Origin of the sequence: Streptomyces sp. NPDC048417 (assembly GCF_040651615.1) — a bacterium.
Taxonomy (GTDB): domain Bacteria; phylum Actinomycetota; class Actinomycetes; order Streptomycetales; family Streptomycetaceae; genus Streptomyces.
The window spans coordinates 132,598-151,777 of sequence record NZ_JBEZKI010000010.1; the positions used below are offsets into that span (position 1 = coordinate 132,598).

General features: G+C 70.2%; 15 protein-coding genes, 3 tRNA genes and 1 pseudogene. 12 read left to right on the forward strand and 7 right to left on the reverse strand.

Annotated features, from left to right (window positions below):
- Positions 1-342: 342 nt before the first annotated feature.
- Positions 343-1,257: a LysR substrate-binding domain-containing protein gene (locus AB0D59_RS17705; protein ID WP_362565971.1), complete on the reverse strand. Its 915-nt coding sequence runs from the start codon at positions 1,255-1,257 to the stop codon at positions 343-345.
- A 187-nt stretch (positions 1,258-1,444) separates the two neighbouring features.
- On the opposite strand from AB0D59_RS17705, the gene AB0D59_RS17710 reads away from it, so the two are divergent.
- The 5 genes and pseudogenes from AB0D59_RS17710 to AB0D59_RS17730 form a co-directional block, all read left to right on the forward strand.
- Positions 1,445-2,077, forward strand: coding sequence for an NAD(P)-binding domain-containing protein (locus AB0D59_RS17710; protein ID WP_362565750.1), 633 nt, complete (start codon positions 1,445-1,447; stop codon positions 2,075-2,077).
- A gap of 92 nt (positions 2,078-2,169) precedes the next feature.
- A complete protein-coding gene (locus AB0D59_RS17715; protein WP_362565752.1) occupies positions 2,170-3,108 on the forward strand; it encodes an SDR family oxidoreductase in 939 nt (312 codons plus the stop codon).
- Between the two features lie 78 nt (positions 3,109-3,186).
- Positions 3,187-3,846 (forward strand): NAD(P)-binding domain-containing protein, encoded by a 660-nt coding sequence (locus tag AB0D59_RS17720; RefSeq protein ID WP_362565753.1) that lies wholly within the window; start codon positions 3,187-3,189, stop codon positions 3,844-3,846.
- 112 nt (positions 3,847-3,958) lie between these two features.
- Positions 3,959-4,177: a hypothetical protein gene (locus AB0D59_RS17725; RefSeq protein ID WP_362565754.1), complete on the forward strand. Its 219-nt coding sequence runs from the start codon at positions 3,959-3,961 to the stop codon at positions 4,175-4,177.
- A gap of 33 nt (positions 4,178-4,210) precedes the next feature.
- A pseudogene (locus AB0D59_RS17730) lies at positions 4,211-4,426 on the forward strand (sulfite exporter TauE/SafE family protein); the annotation flags it as partial.
- A gap of 365 nt (positions 4,427-4,791) precedes the next feature.
- On the opposite strand, the gene AB0D59_RS17735 reads toward AB0D59_RS17730, so the two are convergent.
- The 3 genes from AB0D59_RS17735 to AB0D59_RS17745 form a co-directional block, all read right to left on the reverse strand.
- Positions 4,792-4,868, reverse strand: a tRNA-Ile gene (locus AB0D59_RS17735).
- Between the two features lie 189 nt (positions 4,869-5,057).
- Positions 5,058-5,130, reverse strand: a tRNA-Asn gene (locus AB0D59_RS17740).
- A gap of 5 nt (positions 5,131-5,135) precedes the next feature.
- Positions 5,136-5,208 (reverse strand) — tRNA-Asn (locus AB0D59_RS17745).
- Between the two features lie 144 nt (positions 5,209-5,352).
- On the opposite strand from AB0D59_RS17745, the gene AB0D59_RS17750 reads away from it, so the two are divergent.
- From AB0D59_RS17750 to AB0D59_RS17780, 7 genes are all read left to right on the forward strand, one after another.
- Positions 5,353-5,655, forward strand: coding sequence for a YtxH domain-containing protein (locus AB0D59_RS17750; RefSeq protein ID WP_362565756.1), 303 nt, complete (start codon positions 5,353-5,355; stop codon positions 5,653-5,655).
- A gap of 240 nt (positions 5,656-5,895) precedes the next feature.
- Positions 5,896-7,350, forward strand: a complete 1,455-nt coding sequence (locus tag AB0D59_RS17755; protein ID WP_362565758.1) for an FGGY family carbohydrate kinase — start codon at positions 5,896-5,898, stop codon at positions 7,348-7,350.
- Between the two features lie 131 nt (positions 7,351-7,481).
- Positions 7,482-9,215: an ABC transporter ATP-binding protein gene (locus tag AB0D59_RS17760; RefSeq protein ID WP_362565760.1), complete on the forward strand. Its 1,734-nt coding sequence runs from the start codon at positions 7,482-7,484 to the stop codon at positions 9,213-9,215.
- Positions 9,215-11,143, forward strand: a complete 1,929-nt coding sequence (locus AB0D59_RS17765) for an ABC transporter ATP-binding protein (RefSeq protein WP_362565761.1) — start codon at positions 9,215-9,217, stop codon at positions 11,141-11,143. The genes AB0D59_RS17760 and AB0D59_RS17765 overlap by 1 nt, the downstream gene beginning before the upstream one ends.
- A 155-nt stretch (positions 11,144-11,298) precedes the next feature.
- The gene (locus AB0D59_RS17770) at positions 11,299-13,233 is read left to right on the forward strand and encodes a dynamin family protein (protein ID WP_362565763.1); all 1,935 of its coding nucleotides are present in this window, start codon (positions 11,299-11,301) and stop codon (positions 13,231-13,233) included.
- Entirely contained in the window at positions 13,233-14,399 is a 1,167-nt protein-coding gene (locus AB0D59_RS17775) for a hypothetical protein (RefSeq protein WP_362565765.1), read from the forward strand. The genes AB0D59_RS17770 and AB0D59_RS17775 overlap by 1 nt, the downstream gene beginning before the upstream one ends.
- Positions 14,400-14,402: 3 nt before the next feature.
- Positions 14,403-14,897: a hypothetical protein gene (locus AB0D59_RS17780; RefSeq protein WP_362565767.1), complete on the forward strand. Its 495-nt coding sequence runs from the start codon at positions 14,403-14,405 to the stop codon at positions 14,895-14,897.
- Here AB0D59_RS17780 and AB0D59_RS17785 read toward each other — a convergent pair.
- The 3 genes from AB0D59_RS17785 to dnaG all read right to left on the reverse strand — a co-directional run bounded on the left by AB0D59_RS17785 (position 14,830) and on the right by dnaG (position 19,165).
- Positions 14,830-15,519, reverse strand: coding sequence for a Crp/Fnr family transcriptional regulator (locus tag AB0D59_RS17785; protein ID WP_362565769.1), 690 nt, complete (start codon positions 15,517-15,519; stop codon positions 14,830-14,832). The genes AB0D59_RS17780 and AB0D59_RS17785 overlap by 68 nt on opposite strands.
- A 323-nt stretch (positions 15,520-15,842) precedes the next feature.
- Positions 15,843-17,153, reverse strand: coding sequence for an RNA polymerase sigma factor (locus AB0D59_RS17790; RefSeq protein ID WP_362565771.1), 1,311 nt, complete (start codon positions 17,151-17,153; stop codon positions 15,843-15,845).
- 104 nt (positions 17,154-17,257) lie between these two features.
- Positions 17,258-19,165, reverse strand: a complete 1,908-nt coding sequence (gene dnaG, locus AB0D59_RS17795; RefSeq protein WP_362565773.1) for a DNA primase — start codon at positions 19,163-19,165, stop codon at positions 17,258-17,260.
- Positions 19,166-19,180 lie beyond the last annotated feature (15 nt).

Genomic DNA, 19,180 nt, shown 5'->3' on the forward strand with positions numbered 1-19,180 from the left:
GCGGGGAGCGCCACGGCACACGGGCGATCCTCGGGGCGCCGCGGCGTGGGCGTCCGATTTGATCACCGGATTCTCCGGAGGGCGGGGACCGCTTCGGACTGGGCGTCAGCACGTCTTATATGAGTCCTTTGAGGATCTTGGCGGTCCTTGCCGATCAACGCTCATTTTCAGCCGACTTGAGCCGCATCCGCAGCACGTACTTGCAGGCGGTCTCAGGTGCCTCGGGGCCCCTCAGACAACTGCCGGCCGAAGAACGGAACCGGCTCAGAGGTCAGCCGCAACAGCACCACTCCGTCAGGCCATTTCACTCTCCAGCGGATGATGAACGGGGGGGCAGCCGAACTACTCAAGCGTGCCTTGAGACGACACGCCTCCAAGCTGCCACATCTCATAGTTCCCACATTCTGCCGTGATCTCGGCCGTCGACCGAGCCACGGTGACGAAGTCATCGACCACCGGCGAGGTGTGCGATGCCGCCACCGCGAGGCACACCTGGTCGGGCGCCAGATCCCGGATGGGCACATAGACGACGTCCGGATGCGAGTAGAACACGGACGCCGAACGGGCCAGGAAGGAGATGCCCCGGCCGGCCGCGACGTGCTCGAGCGTCTCGTCCACACCGCGCACCGGGTACCCGGCATTGGGGAGCGGGCGCTTGGTGGGCTGCGTGCTCGGGTCACCGCGCCAGACCAGCGTTTCGCCGGCCAGGTCGGCCTCGGTGACCTCCTCCTTGCCGGCCAACCGGTGTCCGGCGGGCAGCACCGCCACCCGCGGCTCGGTGTACAGCGGGGTGACGCGCAGACCTGCCTCGTCGATGGGCAGCCGCACATAGCCAACGTCGATGCGGCCGTCGAGCAGCATCGCAGCCTGGTCGTCCCCTTCGATCCGCTGCACGTCCACGACCACGTCCGGGTGCCGGTCCTCGAACGCACGGGCCGCCGGGATGACTGCAATGCCCGCCCGGAAACCGACCATCAGCCGCCGCTTGCCGCTGGCGGCCGCGGACACCCGGCGGCGGACCGCGTGGGTTGAGGCGAGCAGCGGACCGGCGTCGGCCAGCAGTTGCCGGCCCGCATCTGTCAGCTCCACGCCGTGGCGATCCCTGGTGAACAGCGAGGCGCCGAGATCCTGCTCGAGCGCGCGGATCTGCCGGCTGAGCACCGGCTGTGCGATGTGAAGCTCATCGGCGGCGCGGCCGAAATGCAGCCGGTCGGCCACGGCGACGAAGTAACGCAGTTTGCGCAGGTCCAGATCCAGATCCATAGAACCCCCAACCCGGTGATACCTCCAGGGTATCACTACGCCTTCAATAGGTCTTGGACACCCATTCAGACCCGATGACAGCATGAAAAACAGGCGCTCAAGGGCGTCGAAGTAAATTCGGCACAAGAATTCGACACCGGAATTCGACAGCAGGGCCAAAGCCCGGAAAGCAGGAACACCGATGAGCAGCATCAGCATTATCGGACTGGGAAACATGGCCCGTGCTTTGGCCGGCCGGGCGCTCGCCGGCGGTAATGCCGTCGAGATCATCGGCCGCGACCAGGCCAAGGCCAAGGAATGGGCCGCCACGCTCGGCGGCGCCACGGTCGGGACGGCCGGGGCCGCGCCGACCGGGGACATCGTTGTCCTCGCCGCGCCGTACGCCGGCGCGGCGGCGGTGGTGAGGGAGTACGGGGACGCACTGCGCGGCAAGATCATCGTTGACGTCACCAATCCCGTAGCCCCCGACCTGGAGGGTTTCGTCGTCCCCGGCGACAGTTCCGGCGCACAGGAGATCGCCAAGGCGGCTCCCGACGACGCGCATGTCGTCAAGGCGTTCAACACTGTGTTCTCCCACGTTCTGGCGGCCGGCCCAGCCGAGGACCGCCCTCTGGACGTGTTCATCGCCGGCGACGACGCGCAGGCGAAGGCACGCGTGTCGGCGTTCGTCGAAAGCCTGGGGCTGCGCCCCTGGGACACCGGGGCACTGTTCATGGCGCGGGCACTGGAGAACGTCGGCCTGCTGGAGCTGGGCCTCATGAACCACTCCGTCAAGCACGCCAATTTCTCCCTCGGTATCACCCTTCTCGGCTGAGCAAACCCCCTACCACTATCACTCGTGCCGCATTACGCCAGTTCTCCTACGGCGCGGGAAGACCCTGCACCTACATTCACAAGGACAGTCAGATGCGCGTATTCGTCGCTGGCGGGACCGGCCATTCCGGTTCGTACATCATCCCCGAACTCATCGCCGCCGGGCACGAGGTCACCGGCCTGGCCCGGTCGGACGCTTCCGCGGCGGCCCTGTCCGCGCTCGGCGCGAAGGTGCGTCGCGGCGACCTTCGGGATCTCGACGGGCTCAAGGAGGCAGCCGCGGACTCTGACGGCGTCATCCACGTTGCCCACAGGCAGGATCTGCTGCCCTCAGGCGGGATGGACGCCGTGGCCGCTGCGGAGCTCCCGATCATGCTCGCGTACGGCGAGGCACTGGCGGGAACCGGAAAGCCGCTGGTCACGGCGGGGAGCATTGGCTCACCCGGGCAGCACCTGGGCCGGCCGGCCACCGAGGAGGACCCGGCCCTCCCCGCCGGCGAGGAGCACAAAGGCACCCTGCGGGTCCGCAACGTCGTGGAAAGGGCCGTTGTCGACCTCGCCGAGCAGGGGGTGCGGTCTTCGGTCGTGCGGATCGCCAACATCGCGCACAGCACGACCGATCGTGCCGGCTTCCTCCCCACGCTGATCGCGCTCGCGAAGGAGAAGGGGTTCGTCGGCTACCACGGCGACGGCGCGAACCTGTGGAACGCCGTGCACATCCGCGATGCCGCCACCTTGTTCCGCCTGGCGCTGGAGAGGGGTCCGGCCGGCAGGTACTGGCACGCGGTCGAGGACGGGGGCATCCCGTTCCGCGACATCGCCGAGGCCATCGCCAGCCGCCTGGGCCTGCCCGCCGTGAGCGTTCCCGACGATGCCCTGATGACGCCGGGGTACTTCGGGTTCCTCACGAATATCGTCACGCAGAGCTACCCGGCATCCAACCTCATCACCCGCCGGACCCTCGGCTGGGAACCCGCCCAGCCCGGCCTGCTCGCCGATCTGGACAACGGCCATTACTTCCCCGCCGGCTGACGGCAGGAACCCGGATCGTAACGAGCCCGGCAACCGGCAAGTTCGGCTCTTCTGAAGGGCGTTGAGATTATGACGACTGTGGGTTTCATCGGAAGCGGAAGCATCGGCAGGACCCTCGCGCGACTCGCTGTCGGGGCCGGGCACCAGGTGGTGCTCAGCAACTCGCGCGGTCCCGAAACGCTCGTGGACACGGCCGAGGAACTGGGGCCGCGGGCGTCCACGGCGACGAGCGAAGAGGCCGCAGGGGCCGGTGACATTGTCGTGGTCACGGTGCCGGTCAGCGCCTTCCCCCACGTGCCCGCCGCGCCACTGGCCGGGAAGACGGTCATCGACACCTGCAACTACGGCCCCGAGCGTGACGGGCACATCCCCGAGCTCGACAACAAGTCCCTCACCTCAAGCGAGCTGCTTCTGCGGTACGTCCCGGGCGCCCTGCTCGTAAAGGCGTTCAACAACATCTTCTTCAAGCACCTGCTGTCACTCGCACGCCCGGCAGGGGCGGCCGACCGCTCCTACCTGCCGATCGCCGGTGACTCCGCATCGGCGAAGGCGGCGGTCACCGAATTCATCGACTCCATCGGCTACAGCGTGGTAGACGCGGGAACGCTGGCCGACAGCTGGCGGCAGGCGACGGGCACACCGGTGTGGGGAACACCGTACGGGCCGTACTCGAACGAGAAGGGCCAGCCGGTCGGCGAGGACGCCATCCGCGCGGCACTGGCCACCGCAACGCGGTGACCGTCCATTATCGCGGGCCGTGATGTGGTCCGGCCGTGCCACGCCCCCGCCCGGGGGGCGGATTCCAGCGGTCGTTGCAACGTGGTCGGTGTGAGGCGGTCGTGAGGAGTGTATGCAGGCGCTCGGCCGGGGTTTCCCAGCCGAGTGTTTTGCGTGGTCGGCCGTTGAGTTCGGCGGCGACGGCGTCGAGGGGCTGCGCTCCGGCTCGGCCGCGATCTTCCTCACCGGCGCCTTCTCCCGCACCCGGTCGGCGATGTGGATCCGTTCCTCCTGTGTCAGGTACCGAGACGAAGAAATGAGCCGCTCAGCCGGCACCTTGGGTGCGGGCTGAGCGGGCTTCGATCTCTTCCACGGCTTGGTGCCGCTGCTCTCCCTGGCCGCAACAGGCGACGTCGCCCCCGACTGGCTCCTGGGCTTCTGCTGCGGTGCCCGAGGCCTGGTCGGCGGCTACCCCGACGCCCGCCTCCAACCCCACCTGCCCGACACCCCACTCCGGCTCCTGCTCGGCACCCTCGCCACCGGCGTCGGCACGCTGTACGCGATCCAGATCGTGCGCTTTCCGCACCTGGCTCAGCCCTGATGAACGCGGTGCGCCGTCCATGGACCGTTTCCTCTTCGGTCCGTTTCCCTGGCCCGGTGGACGGCAGCCCATGCCGCGGAACCAGCAAACGGGACAACGAAATCGGCCCGGAAACACCTTCGGCCTGACGCCGGCCGCGCCCCCGGCCCCTGTACGGCCCCTGGGTCTCGGGGACGACCCTCAGCGCAGTCGCCCGGACCGAGAGCGGCAACCTTGGACACCTACTCCGCCGCAGGTCAGAGGGGTTGGATCTCCCCGGAGCGCTGCCGGACCCCAAACCCACGAGCAGCGGATTCAGTCCGTTCAGGCAAAGTTGACGCTCCGGCACCCAAAAATGAACGTCTCCACAGGTCACAGCCCTGCACTGGTGGGGCGGGTGGGACTCGAACCCACGGCCGACGGATTATGAGTCCGCTGCTCTAACCGGCTGAGCTACCGCCCCATAGCGGCGTGTCGCGTACAAGTGTGCGCGCCGTCTGCCGCAGCATAGCCGCTCATACGATCTCCTGCTTCGGATGGTCGGCTTCTGCGGACGTTCACGACGTTGAGGACATCGGCGCAGGCCCAGCGGTTCCCGCGGACACGGAACGGACATGAAAAAGGACCCCCGCAGGGGTCCTCGTTCAGCATGCTCCCCCGACTGGACTCGAACCAGTAACCTGCCGGTTAACAGCCGGCTGCTCTGCCAATTGAGCTACGGAGGACCGAGCTCCCCCGACTGGACTCGAACCAGTAACCTGCCGGTTAACAGCCGGCTGCTCTGCCAATTGAGCTACGGAGGAATGCCTCGTTGCATCGAACGTACCTACCTGGGTATTCGCCAGGAAGCGCCCGCTCGCTGCGACACATACATTAGCGCAAGCAGGGGGGTGCTCCGCCAATCGGTACTCCCCGACGAATCTCCCCCCGAGGGAAGGGTGGCCGCCATGCGCTACAAGCTCACGTTCGTCGCCGGGCTCGCTCTGGGTTACGTGCTGGGTACCAGGGCCGGACGCGAGCGATACGAGCAGCTGAAGAAGTCCGCCCGCCAGGTCGCCCAGAACCCGGCGGTCCGCAACACCGCGGAGACCGCCGCCCAGCAGGGCCGGGTCTACGCAGGCAAGGCCTTCCACACGGTCAGCGAGAAGGTGGGCGACCGGATGCCCGACTCGGTGGCCGCCCGGGTCCGCTCCCTGCGCGAGCGCAGCCACGCCGACGGAGCGGACGACTGGGGCACCAGCAACACCTAGGGCCTGTCGTTCGGATCATGCCGACCCGGCACCGTGAGCCAGGCCGGCCTGATCCGAACGACAGGCCCTAGGTCCGCTTTTCGACGCGGTCGGCCGCCACCCCCGGGGCGCGGGACTGTGACATATGCGGCTCCGCCGCGTGCGCGCGACCAGCCCCGACGCACCCGCACTGTGACTCGGCCTTCACCCCAACGGCGCCCGTCGGCCAAACCACAGCGGCGCGTGCGGCAGAATTCGGGCATGGGGATAGTCGCCGGGTTGGACAGCTCACCGGATTTCACTCGCATCGTGGTCTGCGACACGGACACGGGTGCGGTGCTCCGCCAGGGATACGCACCGCACCCGGTCGACACGCCGGACGGCGCGGCGCGCCCCAGCGACGTCGACCCGCAGGCCTGGCTGCTCTCCCTGGGTGAGGCCGCCGGCGGCGGTCTCCTGGAGGGCGTGCAGGCCATCGGCGTCTCCGCGCAGCAGAACGCGCTGATCCCGCTGGACGCCCAGGGCAACACCGTCCGTCCGGCGATCGTCGGCGGCGACCGGCGCGCCCAGGTCGCGGCGGCCGATCTCATCGACGCGCTCGGCGGCCGGGAGGCCTGGGCGCAGGCGGTGGGGTGCGTGCCGCAGGCCGCGCAGCCGGTGACGAAGCTGCGCTGGCTGGCGAAGGCCGAGCCGGAGAACGCCCGGCGGACCGCCGCGCTGCTGCAGGCCCATGACTGGCTGGTGTGGCAGTTGCTCGGGCGGCCGGTCCGCAGGACCACCGATCGCGGTGGCGCCTCCGGCACCGGGTACTGGTCGGCCGCCACCGGCGGCTACCGGTTGGATCTCGTCGAACTCGCCCTGGGCCATCAGGCCATGCTGCCCGAGGTGATCGGGCCCTCGGACGCGGCCGGTACGACTCCGGAGGGGCTGCTGATCTCCGCCGGGACCGGCGAGACCATGGCCGCCGCCTTCGGGCTGGGGCTGGGCTTCGGGGACGCCGTGGTGTCCCTGGGCGCGTCCGGGTCGGTGATGGCCGTGCATCCGGAGGCGCTCGCCGACACCTCCGGGATGATCACCTCGCTGGCCGACGCCACCGGGATGCATCTGCCGGTCGTGACCACCCTGAACGCCGTACGGACCCTGCGCGGGACCGCCGAACTGCTCGGGCTGGCGGATCTGGAGAGCCTCTCCGACCTGGCGATGAAGTCGACGCCCGGCTCGCACGGGCTGGTCATGCTTCCGTACCTGGAGGGTGAGCGGACGCCGAACCTGCCGCACACCGCCGGGACGCTGGCCGGGCTGCGCCGGGAGTCCATGAAGGCCGAGCATCTCGCGCGGGCCTCCTTCGAGGGCATGCTGTGCGGGCTCGCCGACGCGCTGGACATGCTGCGCGGCCGGGGTGTGGAGGTGCGGCGGATCTTCCTGCTGGGGAAGGCCGCCGAGTTGCCCGCCGTACAGGCGGCGGCGCCGATGCTGTTCGGCGCGCAGGTCGTCGTACCGCAGCCGGCGGACTACGCGGCGATCGGGGCGGCCCGGCAGGCGGCCTGGGCGCTCGGGGTCTCGCAGGGGGCCCTGGATCCGCGCACCCCGCCCGTCTGGCAGGGTGCGGCGGCGCAGGTGCTGGAGCCCGGGGACGAGATGGCCGTCGGGCAGGCGGTGCGGCAGCAGTTCGTGTCGGTGCGCGAACAGACCCATCCGGGGGCGTTTCGGGCGTAATCGCGCACCCCCCGGTGCCGCAGGACATCCGCTGTCGGGTTAATCGGTTGAGGTAACGCGGGTGGAGTGTCGGACGATAGGGGCCTAGGGCAAGCGACCCCGCCCCCACCGCCGACTCCGAGAGACGTAGCGTGCTCATACGACTTCTGCGGACCTATCTCAGGCCCTACAGGAAACCCATCTCCATCCTGGTGCTGCTGCAGTTCCTGCAGACCTGCGCCACCCTCTACCTGCCCACGCTCAACGCACACATCATCGACAACGGCGTCGTGAAGGGTGACACGGACTACATCCTGTCCTTCGGTGCCCTGATGATCGGCATCTCCCTGGCCCAGGTGGTGTGCAACATCGGTGCCGTCTACTACGGCGCCAGGACCGCGTCGGCGCTCGGCCGGGATGTGCGGGCCGCCGTCTTCGACCGGGTGCAGTCCTTCTCCTCACGTGAGGTGGGTCACTTCGGAGCACCCTCCCTCATCACCCGTACGACCAACGACGTACAGCAGGTCCAGATGCTGGTCCTGATGACGTTCACGCTGATGGTGTCGGCGCCCATCATGTGTGTCGGCGGCATCGTGCTCGCCCTCGGCCTGGACGTGCCGCTGTCCGGGGTACTGGTCGCCGTCGTCCCGGTGCTGGCCGTCTCGGTGGCCCTGATCGTGCGCCGGCTGCGTCCGCTGTTCCGGGCCATGCAGGTGCGGCTGGACACGGTGAACCGGGTGCTGCGCGAGCAGATCACCGGCAACCGGGTGATCCGCGCGTTCGTCCGCGACGAGTACGAGCAGGGCCGGTTCGGGAAGGCCAACAAGGACCTGACCGACATGCAGCTGGCCACCGGCAACATGCTCGCGCTGATGTTCCCCATCGTCATGACGACGGTGAACGTCTCGTCGATCGCGGTGGTGTGGTTCGGCGCCCACCGCATCGACAGCGGTGACATGGCGATCGGCGATCTGACGGCGTTCCTCGCCTACCTGATGCAGATCGTGATGTCCGTGATGATGGCCACCTTCATGTTCATGATGGTGCCGCGTGCCGAGGTCTGTGCCGAGCGCATCGAGGAGGTCCTGGACACCGAGTCCAGCGTCGTGCCGCCGATCGCGCCGGTCGTCGAGCTGCGCCGGCACGGCCATCTGGAGATCCGGGGCGCGGGTTTCCGCTATCCGGGTGCCGAGGAGCCGGTGCTCAAGGCCGTCGACCTGGTGGCCCGCCCCGGCGAGGTGACCGCCGTGATCGGCTCCACCGGCAGCGGCAAGTCCACCCTGCTCGGCCTGGTGCCGCGCCTCTTCGACGCCACGGACGGCTCTGTCCTCGTGGACGGCGAGGAGGTCTCCGGGCTCGACCCGGAGCTGCTCGCCAAGACGGTGGGCCTGGTGCCGCAGAAGCCGTACCTGTTCGCCGGGACGGTCGCGACCAACCTGCGCTACGGCAACCCGGACGCCACCGACGAGGAGCTGTGGCACGCGCTGGAGGTGGCGCAGGCCAAGGGGTTCGTGCAGAAGCTGGAGGGCGGGCTGAACGCGCCCATCGCCCAGGGCGGTACGAACGTCTCGGGCGGTCAGCGCCAGCGTCTCGCCATCGCCCGCACGCTCGTGCAGCGCCCGGAGATCTACCTCTTCGACGACTCCTTCTCCGCCCTCGACTACGCGACCGACGCCGCCCTGCGTGCCGCGCTCGCCCAGGAGACGGCCGAGGCGACCGTCGTCATCGTCGCCCAGCGGGTGGCGACCATCAGAGACGCCGACCGGATCGTCGTACTCGACGAGGGCCGTGTCGTCGGCACCGGCCGGCATCACGAACTCATGGCCGGCAACGAGACCTACCGGGAGATCGTGCTCTCCCAGCTGACGGAAGCGGAGGCCGCCTGATGGCCGGGCCCATGGGACGCATGATGGCCGGGGGCGGCCCCGACCAGCGCTCGATGGACTTCAAGAACTCGGGCAAACGGCTTCTCGCCCGGTTCAAACCGGAACAGTTCACCATCTATGTGCTGCTGTTCTGTGTCGTCGCGAGCGTCACCCTCAACGTGATCGGCCCCAAGATCCTCGGCCGCGCCACCGACCTGGTCTTCGCCGGTGTCATCGGCAAGCAGATGCCGGCCGGGGCCACCAAGGACCAGGTCCTGCAGGGCATGCACGACCGGGGCCAGGACACCGTCGCCGACATGCTCAGGAGCACCGACTTCACCCCGGGCAAGGGGATCGACTTCGGCCAGGTCGGCGACGTCCTGGTGTTCGCGCTCTGCACCTACGTCGTCGCCGGCCTGCTGATGGCGGTGGCGACCCGGATGGTCAACCGGGCCGTCAACCGCACGATGTACCGGATGCGCGAGGACGTCCAGGGGAAGCTGTCCCGGCTCCCACTGTCGTACTTCGACAAGCGGCAGCGCGGCGAGGTGCTCTCCCGGGCGACCAACGACATCGACAACATCGGCCAGACGCTCCAGCAGTCGATGGGCCAGCTCATCAACTCGCTGCTCACCATCATCGGCGTGCTCGCGGTGATGTTCTGGGTGTCCTGGATCCTCGCCCTGGTCGCCCTGGCCACCGTGCCGCTGTCGTTCCTGATCGCCACCCGCATCGGCAAGCGCTCGCAGCCGCACTTCGTGCAGCAGTGGCGCACCACCGGCAAGCTCAACGCCCATGTGGAGGAGATGTACACCGGGCACACCCTGGTGAAGGTCTTCGGCCGGCAGCAGGAGTCGGCGCAGCAGTTCGCCGAGCAGAACGACGCGCTGTACGAGGCCGGGTTCAAGGCGCAGTTCAACAGCGGTGTGATGCAGCCGCTGATGATGTTCGTGTCGAACCTGAACTACGTGCTGGTGGCGGTCGTCGGCGGTCTGCGGGTGGCCTCCGGCGCGCTGTCGATCGGCGACGTGCAGGCGTTCATCCAGTACTCCCGGCAGTTCTCGATGCCGCTGACCCAGGTCGCCTCCATGGCCAACCTGGTGCAGTCCGGTGTCGCCTCGGCCGAGCGGATCTTCGAACTCCTCGACGCGGAGGAGCAGCAGGCCGACCCGGTACCGGGCGAGCGTCCGGCGGAGCTGCGCGGGCGGGTGGCGCTGGAGCACGTGTCGTTCCGGTACGACCCGGAGAAGCCGCTCATCGAGGACCTCTCGCTGAAGGTGGAACCGGGCCACACGGTGGCGATCGTCGGCCCGACCGGCGCCGGCAAGACCACCCTGGTGAACCTGCTGATGCGGTTCTACGACGTCTCCGGCGGGCGGATCACCCTCGACGGCGTCGACATCACGCGGATGACCCGCGACGAACTCCGGGCCGGGATCGGCATGGTGCTCCAGGACACCTGGCTGTTCGGCGGCTCCATCGCGGAGAACATCGCGTACGGCGCCTCCCGCGAGGTCACCCGGGGCGAGATCGAGGAGGCGGCACGGGCGGCACACGCCGACCGGTTCGTCCGCACTCTGCCCGAGGGCTACGACACCGTGATCGACGACGAGGGCACGGGCGTCAGCGCCGGTGAGAAGCAGCTCATCACCATCGCGCGGGCGTTCCTGTCCGACCCGACGATCCTGGTCCTCGACGAGGCGACCTCCTCGGTCGACACCCGCACCGAGGTGCTGATCCAGAAGGCGATGGCCAAGCTGGCCCACGGGCGCACGTCGTTCGTCATCGCCCACCGGCTGTCGACGATCCGCGACGCCGACACCATCCTGGTGATGGAGAACGGCTCGATCGTCGAACAGGGCGCGCACACCGAGCTGCTGGCGGCGGACGGGGCCTACGCGCGGCTGTACAAGGCGCAGTTCGCGCAGGCGGTGGCCGAGGTGGACTGACCGGCCGCGGCCCGAGCGGACGGCACGGCGGCCCCGCCCTCCCCGAGGGCGGGGCCGCTGCCTTCGACTCCTCGCTCAAGTGGCCGAATACCTACTTGCCGCGATCCCGTCGTCTGACGGGAACCGGCCACCCCCGGGCTCCCTACGCTGCCGACGTGGAGAGGAAAACCGTAGCCGGCGGGGCGGCCGGAACATGGGCACCCGCCGTCGGCGAACACCTGACATGGATCCGCGACGTCCTGGGAAAGCTCGACCTCCCGGCCGCGCGTCGCGACAAACTGTGGTCGGCACTGCGGGCCGTACAGACCCGTGCCGACGACCCTGAACTGCGCATCGCCGTCTTCGGCGAGGCGTCGAGCGGCAAGAGCACCCTGCTCAACGCCTTTCTGCGACGCCGGCTGCTGCCGTCGTCGGCGCGGGTGACCACCACCGTCACCACGGTGCTGCGGCATCACGACGGCGCCGAGGGCCTGCGGCTGAGAACGGCCGACGGAACCGAACTGGACTGGCCGTCGGCGGCCTTCGACGCATGGGCCGGCGGGCCGCGCACGCCGTCCGCGGACGGTCTGGAAGCCGCGCTGGACCGGGTGCTCACCACCGACCTGGCGCTGCGCGTACGGGACCTGGAGGTACGGTCTCCGGTCCGGCCGCTGGGCGATGGCGTGGCGGGCCAGGACACCCCGGGGTTCAGCGTGACCGACCCCGGACACCGGGAGATGGCCGAGGCCGCGGTGCGCCAGGCGGATCTGGCGGTGGTGGTCGGGCCGGCCGTCGCGGCCATGTCGATGCCCCTGGCGGACTTCCTGACCGGGCCGCTGCTCAACCACCACGACCGGTGCGTCTTCGTGGTCACCAAGATCGATCTCGTGGACGAGGGCGAACGGGACGACACCGCCGAGTTCGTCGCGGACCGGCTCAGGTCGATGGGCATCACCGATCCGCTGCTGCTGCCCTGCGCGCCGGGCAAGGCCCTGCCGGAGGCCGATGCGGCGGGCGGCGGTACGCGGCCGGCCGTGGACCACGCCGGTCACCTGGCCCGTTTCCGTGCCGTGGAGCAGCGACTGGTGCGGCTGGCCGCGGAGCGGCGGGAGTCCGCCATCGCGGCCACCGTACTGACCCTGCTCTCCCAGCTGCTGGCGGCCGTGGAGTTGACCGCCGACGCCCAGCGCGCCGAGAACCGCCGCGCGCAGCGCGGACTGGCCGCCCTGTCGCTGCCGGACTTCCCGGGCTTCCTGGACGCCTGGAGCCGGCGCGTCGTCGACCGGGTGAACACCGGGACGCAGTACGCCGCAACGAACGCCGCGGCCGGTTCGGGACGCTCCGGGCTGGACGCCAAGGTGGTGGCCGCGGTCGCCGACGAGAAGATCGACAACATTCGGGAGGCGGCCTGCGAGGTCTCCGGGATCGTCGGCCGCCACCTGAAGAAGGAGGCCAGGAAGACGGCCCGGGCCGCGGCCGGGCGGGCCGGTGAGCTGCTGGCCGCCGGAGCCGGCGAACTCGCCCGGGACTTCGCGGCGCAGTACGGCGCGCTCGCCGGTCTGGCCGGCGAGACACCCGCCGCGCCGGTGGTCCCCGTGACGGGCCTGGACCTGCAGCTGCGCATCGATCTGACCGCGCGTCGGCTCACCCTCACCACCCGGCTGCGGGAGTACGTGCAGAGCAAGCGCGACGGAATGATCGAACGGCTGCGCTGGGAACTGGACCGGACCGCCGACCCGCGCGGCTGGTGGGAGCGTGATCTGCCGTTCCGGCTCCGTCACGAACTGTCCGTGCTGGCCAAGGAGTCCGAGCGGACCGTACTGCTGCCGGCCCTCACCGCCGACAGCGGCTGGCTGGACGAGGAGGTGGCCGCCCGGCTGCCCGGCGCCCGGCCGAGCTGGGTCCCGGCCGCGGGCGGGCTGAAGCTGTCGGTCGAGCCGGAGATCTCCGGCGACGTCTCCAACCTGTCCGGGGTCCGGCTGGCCACCCGGCTCGGCGCCCAGGGCGGGGCCATCGTCGGCTATCTGATCGCCGCCGCCCGCTCGGCGCCGCTGCCGATGATCTACGGCGCCGGTTTCAGCCTGCTCGGCGGGCTGCTGGTGAGGATGTGATGGCCCGTTACCGCAGGCGGCTGTGCCTGGCGGTGGACCTCCGCCACTACAGCCGCCACACCTACCCCGAGCAGCAGGACGCCCAGTACCGGCTCCGGCTCGTGGTCGAGCACGCGCTGCGCCGGGCCCGGGTCCTGCGGGTACGGGCGCAGCAGCAGCTCCAGGGCGACGGCCAGCTGGTCGTCTTCCCGGCGGGGGTCGACGTCGTACGCGCGGTGCCGGCGCTGGTCCTCGGGCTGCGCGACGGCCTCTTCCAGGCGAACCGGGCGCCCGGGCTGTTCGGCCGGCTGCGGATGCGGGCCAGTATCGGCCAGGGGGCGATCTCCCGGGCCGACCGGGGTTACCTGGGCGACTGCGTGGTGCTGGTGAACCGGCTGGTCGACTCCGGTCCGGTGCGGCACGCGCTGGAAGCGGACCCCGCAAGCGACCTGGCGCTCGCCGTCTCGGACGGCATCTACCGGGACGTGATCCTGCCCCAGGCCCACGGGCTGTCGGCGGACGAGTTCCGCCGTGTCGACGTGGTCCTCCAGGACAAGGACTTCGCGTCGAGTGCCTGGCTGCACGTGCCGAGGTCGGCTCCGGCCCGGGACCTGGGGGCGGAGCAGGTGATCTGGGGCCACTCGCCGGGCCGTACCGCCCTGCGGGAGTTCGTGGTCCCGGCGCTGGGCGCGGCCCATCTCGCGGCGACGGTGGTCTCGCAGAGCAGGACGCTGCGCGAGTGGGTCCTGCCGGGCGACCACACCGAAGCCCCGGCGACCACGGCGGCGGCCGCCGACCCCGACTTCGACGGCCCGGACGAGGAACGGCACGGGGAGCCGCACCACGCGGACCCACAGGACGGGCACCACGCCGACCCCTACGACCCGCACGACCCACAGGACGGGCACCACGCCGACCCCTACGACCCGCACGACCCGTACGACGGGCACCACGCCGACCCCTACGACCCGTACGCCGGGCACCACCGGGATCCGTATCACCCGGATCCCCGTCACCCCGATCCGCACCACCCGGACCCCCACCACCACGACCCGGGCCACGCCGACCCCGGACATCCCCCGGGCGACCCGTTCCACCCCCATGCCGCGGATGCCACGGATGCCACGAATGCCGCGGGGGGCCAGCACCACTTCCACCTGCCCGACTTCCCTCACGGTGGGCACTGAGCGATGACCGAACACGAGCGAACGGCGCAGGACCTGACCGCGGCGGTCGCCGCGCTGACCTCCTTCCAGCTGGTCACGCAGCAGGCGGACGCGAAGGCGGGCACGATGGTCACGGTGCATGTCGGGCTCGCCGCCGTCATCGCCACCCGGGTCGGGGACCTCGGCGCCCCGGCCCCGACCGCACCGCTGGCCGTGCTCTTCTGGCTGGCCACCCTCGGCTACGGGCTCGCCTTTACCATGTCCGGCTATCTGCTGGTGCAGGTGATCCGGCCGCGCAAGGCCGGGCTGGCCGCGTCCAACCGGTTCTCGCTGGACGCGGCCGAGGGCGGCGGGGCCGACCCGGATCGGCAGCCGGTGACCGAGCTGTGGGAGACGGCCAACGCCATCGCCCGGATCGCCGAACTGAAGAACCGTTATGCGGCCCGCGCCGTCATCTGGGTCTCCGCGATGGTGCTGGCGGCGGCTTCGTGGCTGGTCCTGGCAGGGGCGACACGGTGAGCGGCGGGGTGCCCCAGACGGTGCCGGCGATCCGGCTGAGCTCGGACACGTCCCGTACCAGGATCCGCCGGTAGCCCGTCTCTATGACCAACTGCTGGCGCAGGGACCGTAACACCCGGTGCACGCTCGGCTCGGAGGCGCCGACCAGCTCCGCCAGTTCGGGCTGGGTCAGTGCCACCCCTATCGAGATGCCGGTGTCCCCGGCCCGGCCGTAGATCCGGGCGAGCTCCCCCAGTACCCGGGCCACCCGCGTCGCGACCGCGCAGCTGCCGAACTCCTGCCGGCGCCGGGTCGCCCAGCGGAGCTTTCCCGCCACGGCCCGCATCACGGCCTGGGCGGCGTCGTCGTAGAGCGCCAGGAAGGCGAGGAACTCCTGGCTGCTGATCCGGTTGGCGACGCCCGTGCCGGACGCCACGACGGTGGCGACGCGGGGCTGGTCGTCGAAGCAGGCGAGTTCGCCCACGATGTCGCCGCCGGCCCGGACCGCCAGCAGCGCCTCCCGGTTGTCCTCCGTCATGGCCAGCACCTTGAACCAGCCGCTGAGCAGCAGGAACACATGCGAGCCCGATTCCCCCTCTCGCATCAGCCGTTCGCCGCCGGTGAAGCGCGTCGGTCGTCCCAAGGAGATCAGATGGTCGCGCGTCGGTGCCGAGAGTTCGCCCAGCAGGCTGCTGGCCGGCCAGGGATTCCTCTCCACCCTCAGGGCGGATGCACTGCGCGCAGCGCCAGACGCCATAAACGAGCCCCCCTCGAATTGCCGTTCGTTTTCGGACACAGCGCCGGATTTCATTATGTGACGCTTATAACCGCCCTGTTCAGGAATTTGCTTTTTTGCGCAAGTGTGATGGCGTGTGGCGCCACCGGACGGGAAGACCCCACCCGGACGGGACGGGTGGGGTCTGGGCCGACTGCCGGGGGGGCGGCGGAGCGGCGGGGCGGCGGTTCTCAGTCCAGGTAGCCCCTCAGCTGGTCCGCGAAGGCGTGGTCCCGGAGCTTGTTGAGGGTCTTCGACTCGATCTGGCGGATCCGTTCCCGTGTCACGCCGAAGATGCGTCCTATCTCCTCCAGCGTGCGCGGGCGGCCGTCGGCCAGGCCGTACCGCAGTTGTACGACCTTCCGCTCCCGCTCCCCCAGCGTCGACAGCACCGCCTCCAGGTGCTCCCGCAGCAGCAGGAAGGCGGCCGACTCCACCGGGCTCGCGGCGTCGCCGTCCTCGATGAGGTCGCCGAGGGCCACGTCGTCCTCCTCGCCGACGGGGGCGTGCAGGGAGACCGGTTCCTGGGCGAGGCGGAGCACCTCCCCGACCCGCTCCGGCGCCAGGTCGAGGTGGGCGGCGACCTCCTCGGGCGTCGGCTCGTAGCCCCGTTCCTGGAGCATCCGGCGCTGGACGCGCACGACCCGGTTGATGAGTTCCACGACATGCACCGGGACGCGGATGGTGCGGGCCTGGTCGGCCAGGGCGCGGGACATGGCCTGGCGGATCCACCAGGTCGCGTAGGTCGAGAACTTGTAGCCGCGGGCGTAGTCGAACTTCTCGACGGCGCGGATCAGGCCCAGGTTTCCCTCCTGGACCAGGTCGAGCATGGTCAGGCCGCGGCCGACGTACCGCTTGGCCACCGACACGACGAGCCGCAGGTTGGCCTCGATGAGGCGGCGCTTGGCCATGCGGCCCATGACGACCAGCCGGTCGAGGTCGAGGGCCAGCTCACTGTCGAGGTCCGGGGCGCTGCCCAGCTTCTCCTCGGCGAACAGACCGGCCTCGACGCGGCGGGCGAGTTCGACCTCCTCGGCGGCGGTGAGCAGCGCGATACGGCCGATCTCGCGCAGGTACTGACGGAACAGGTCGGAGGAGGGGCTGCCGTTGTCGACGCGGGCGACGGCGGCCGGCTCGGGCTCCGGCTCGGGCTCGGACTCAGGGGCGTCGGCCGCGAGTTCCTCCACGGCCGGGCCCTCGGCCTCCTCCGGCCGTTCCGGCCCCCTCTCGGGGTGGAGCGCGACCCGGCTCTGCGGTGGTACGCCGGTATAGGCGTCGGCGTCGGCCTCCGGCTCGTCCGTGAGCGTGCTGTCGGTCTGGGTCAGGGTCTGGGTCTGCACGGGGGCGACCTCCAGGATGATCGCTGCCAGGGGGTACGGCAGCGGTACTTCGGGGACGGAGACGACGGCCTCGCCGCTGTCCGCCCCGTACGCGATGAGTGGAACGGCGGGGGTGTGGGACCCGTCCGGGACAGGCCGGCCGCGCTCCGAGGACTCAGGCACCGCCACCCAGTGTGGGGTAAGACACATCGCCGCCACGAGGGGCGTGCGGTGACTTTTTGCGTCCGGTCCGTGACCGCGTGGTTATCCTGTCGGCCGCTGGAAGCTCACAGAGCGGCGACGCCGCGCTCGCGGAGCGCCTGACCGTACTGCTGGAGCACCCACAACTCGTTCTGCACGGCGGCGAGTTGGGCCGGGTCGCCACCACTGCCGAGGCGGGTGAGGGTGATCTGGATCTCGTGGATACGACGGTCCACGGCCCGGCGGCGGACGGTCACGAGCTGCTCGCCCGCGTAGTTCTCGTCGACCGTGCGGCGCATGATCGCCTCGACGGCGAGCTCCGTGACCATCGCGCGGACGGTGTCGTCGGGGGCCGACTCACGCACCCGGACCAGGTACTCCTGCGGATCCTGCACGCCCCACTCGGAGCCGCCCGCCTCCATGATGGTCTGGCGTACGGCCGCGTACGGTGCGGCGGTGAACTCGTCGATGCCGTACGCGTCGAACGCCGGGGCGACCAACTCGGGCCGTTGGAGGGCGAGTTTCAGCAGCTCGCGCTCGGTGGCGTAGACGGCGTTGCGCAGATTGAGGGCGGGTCCTGAGACGGCCGGGCGCGGGCCGCCGGTGTCGTACGACGGCTGCTGCGGTCCGCGCGCCGGGGTGGGCCCCCTGCCGCCCTTGTCCCGTGCCCAACGGGCCAGCTGGGCCACCCGCTTGACCACGAACTGGGTGTCGAGGATGCCGAGCATGCCGGCCAGTTCGACGGCGACCTCGTGCTGGGCGCCGCTGTTCTTGATCCGGGCGACGATCGGTGCGGCCTCGTCCAGGGCGGCCGCGCGGCCCGCCGGGGTGTCCAGGTCGTAGCGGGCCACGATCTGGCGGAGCGCGAACTCGAAGAGGGGGGTGCGGGGTTCGGTCAGGTCGGCGACCGCCTCGTCGCCCTTGGCGAGGCGCAGCTCGCAGGGGTCCATGCCGTCCGGCGCGATGGCGATGTACGTCTCGGCGGCGAACTTCTGGTCGTCCTCGAAGGCGCGCAGGGCGGCCTTCTGACCGGCCGCGTCACCGTCGAAGGTGAAGATCACACGGGCGCTGCCGTTGTCCATCAGCAGCCGGCGGAGGATCTTGATGTGATCGCCGCCGAAGGCCGTACCGCAGGTGGCGATCGCGGTGGTCACCCCGGCCAGGTGACAGGCCATGACGTCCGTGTAGCCCTCGACCACGACCGCGCGGCTGGCCTTGGCGATGCTCTGCTTGGCGAGGTCGATGCCGTACAGGACCTGGGACTTCTTGTAGATCGCGGTGTCGGGCGTGTTGAGGTACTTGGGCCCGTTGTCCGCCTCGTACAGCTTGCGGGCGCCGAAGCCGACGACCTCGCCGCCGATGTCCCGGATCGGCCACATCAGCCGCCCCCGGAACCGGTCGATGGGCCCGCGCCGCCCCTCCTGCGACAGCCCCGACAGCAGCAGCTCCTTGTCGGTGAAGCCCTGGCCGCGCAGATAGCGGGTGAGGTGGTCCCAGCCCTGGGGGCTGTAGCCGACACCGAAGTGGACGGCGGCGGCCTGGTCGAAGCCTCGCTCGGCGAGGAAGAGGCGGCCGGTCTCGGCCTCGGGGCTGGTGGCGAGCTGTTCCGCGTACCAGACGGCGGCGATCTTGTGCGCCTCGACCAGCCGGATCCGCTCACCGCGCTGGTGGGAGGGGTTGTACCCGCCCTCCTCGTAACGCAGGGTGATGCCGGCCAGCCCGGCCAGCCGCTCGACCGACTCCGAGAAGGACAGGTGGTCGACCTTCATCACGAACGTGATGGTGTCGCCGCCCTCCTGGCAGCCGAAGCAGTGGAAGAGCCCCTTGCTCGGGCTGACCTGGAAGGACGGCGACTTCTCGTCGTGGAACGGGCAGAGTCCCTTGAGGTTCCCGCCGCCCGCGTTGCGCAGCTGGAGGTACTCGGACACAACGGCGTCGATCGGGACCGCGTCCCGTACCGCCTTCACATCCTCGTCATTGATCCGTCCTGCCACGGATGAATTCTACGG

Bases quoted from the DNA above. Each gene is read 5' to 3' on its own strand.
- AB0D59_RS17715 (WP_362565752.1), top strand. From the start codon at position 2,170: ATGCGCGTATTCGTCGCTGGCGGGACCGGCCATTCCGGTTCGTACATC.
- AB0D59_RS17755 (WP_362565758.1), top strand. From the start codon at position 5,896: ATGGGGATAGTCGCCGGGTTGGACAGCTCACCGGATTTCACTCGCATC.
- AB0D59_RS17725 (WP_362565754.1), top strand. From the start codon at position 3,959: ATGCAGGCGCTCGGCCGGGGTTTCCCAGCCGAGTGTTTTGCGTGGTCG.
- AB0D59_RS17750 (WP_362565756.1), top strand. From the start codon at position 5,353: ATGCGCTACAAGCTCACGTTCGTCGCCGGGCTCGCTCTGGGTTACGTG.
- AB0D59_RS17710 (WP_362565750.1), top strand. From the start codon at position 1,445: ATGAGCAGCATCAGCATTATCGGACTGGGAAACATGGCCCGTGCTTTG.
- AB0D59_RS17765 (WP_362565761.1), top strand. From the start codon at position 9,215: ATGGCCGGGCCCATGGGACGCATGATGGCCGGGGGCGGCCCCGACCAG.
- AB0D59_RS17780 (WP_362565767.1), top strand. From the start codon at position 14,403: ATGACCGAACACGAGCGAACGGCGCAGGACCTGACCGCGGCGGTCGCC.
- AB0D59_RS17775 (WP_362565765.1), top strand. From the start codon at position 13,233: ATGGCCCGTTACCGCAGGCGGCTGTGCCTGGCGGTGGACCTCCGCCAC.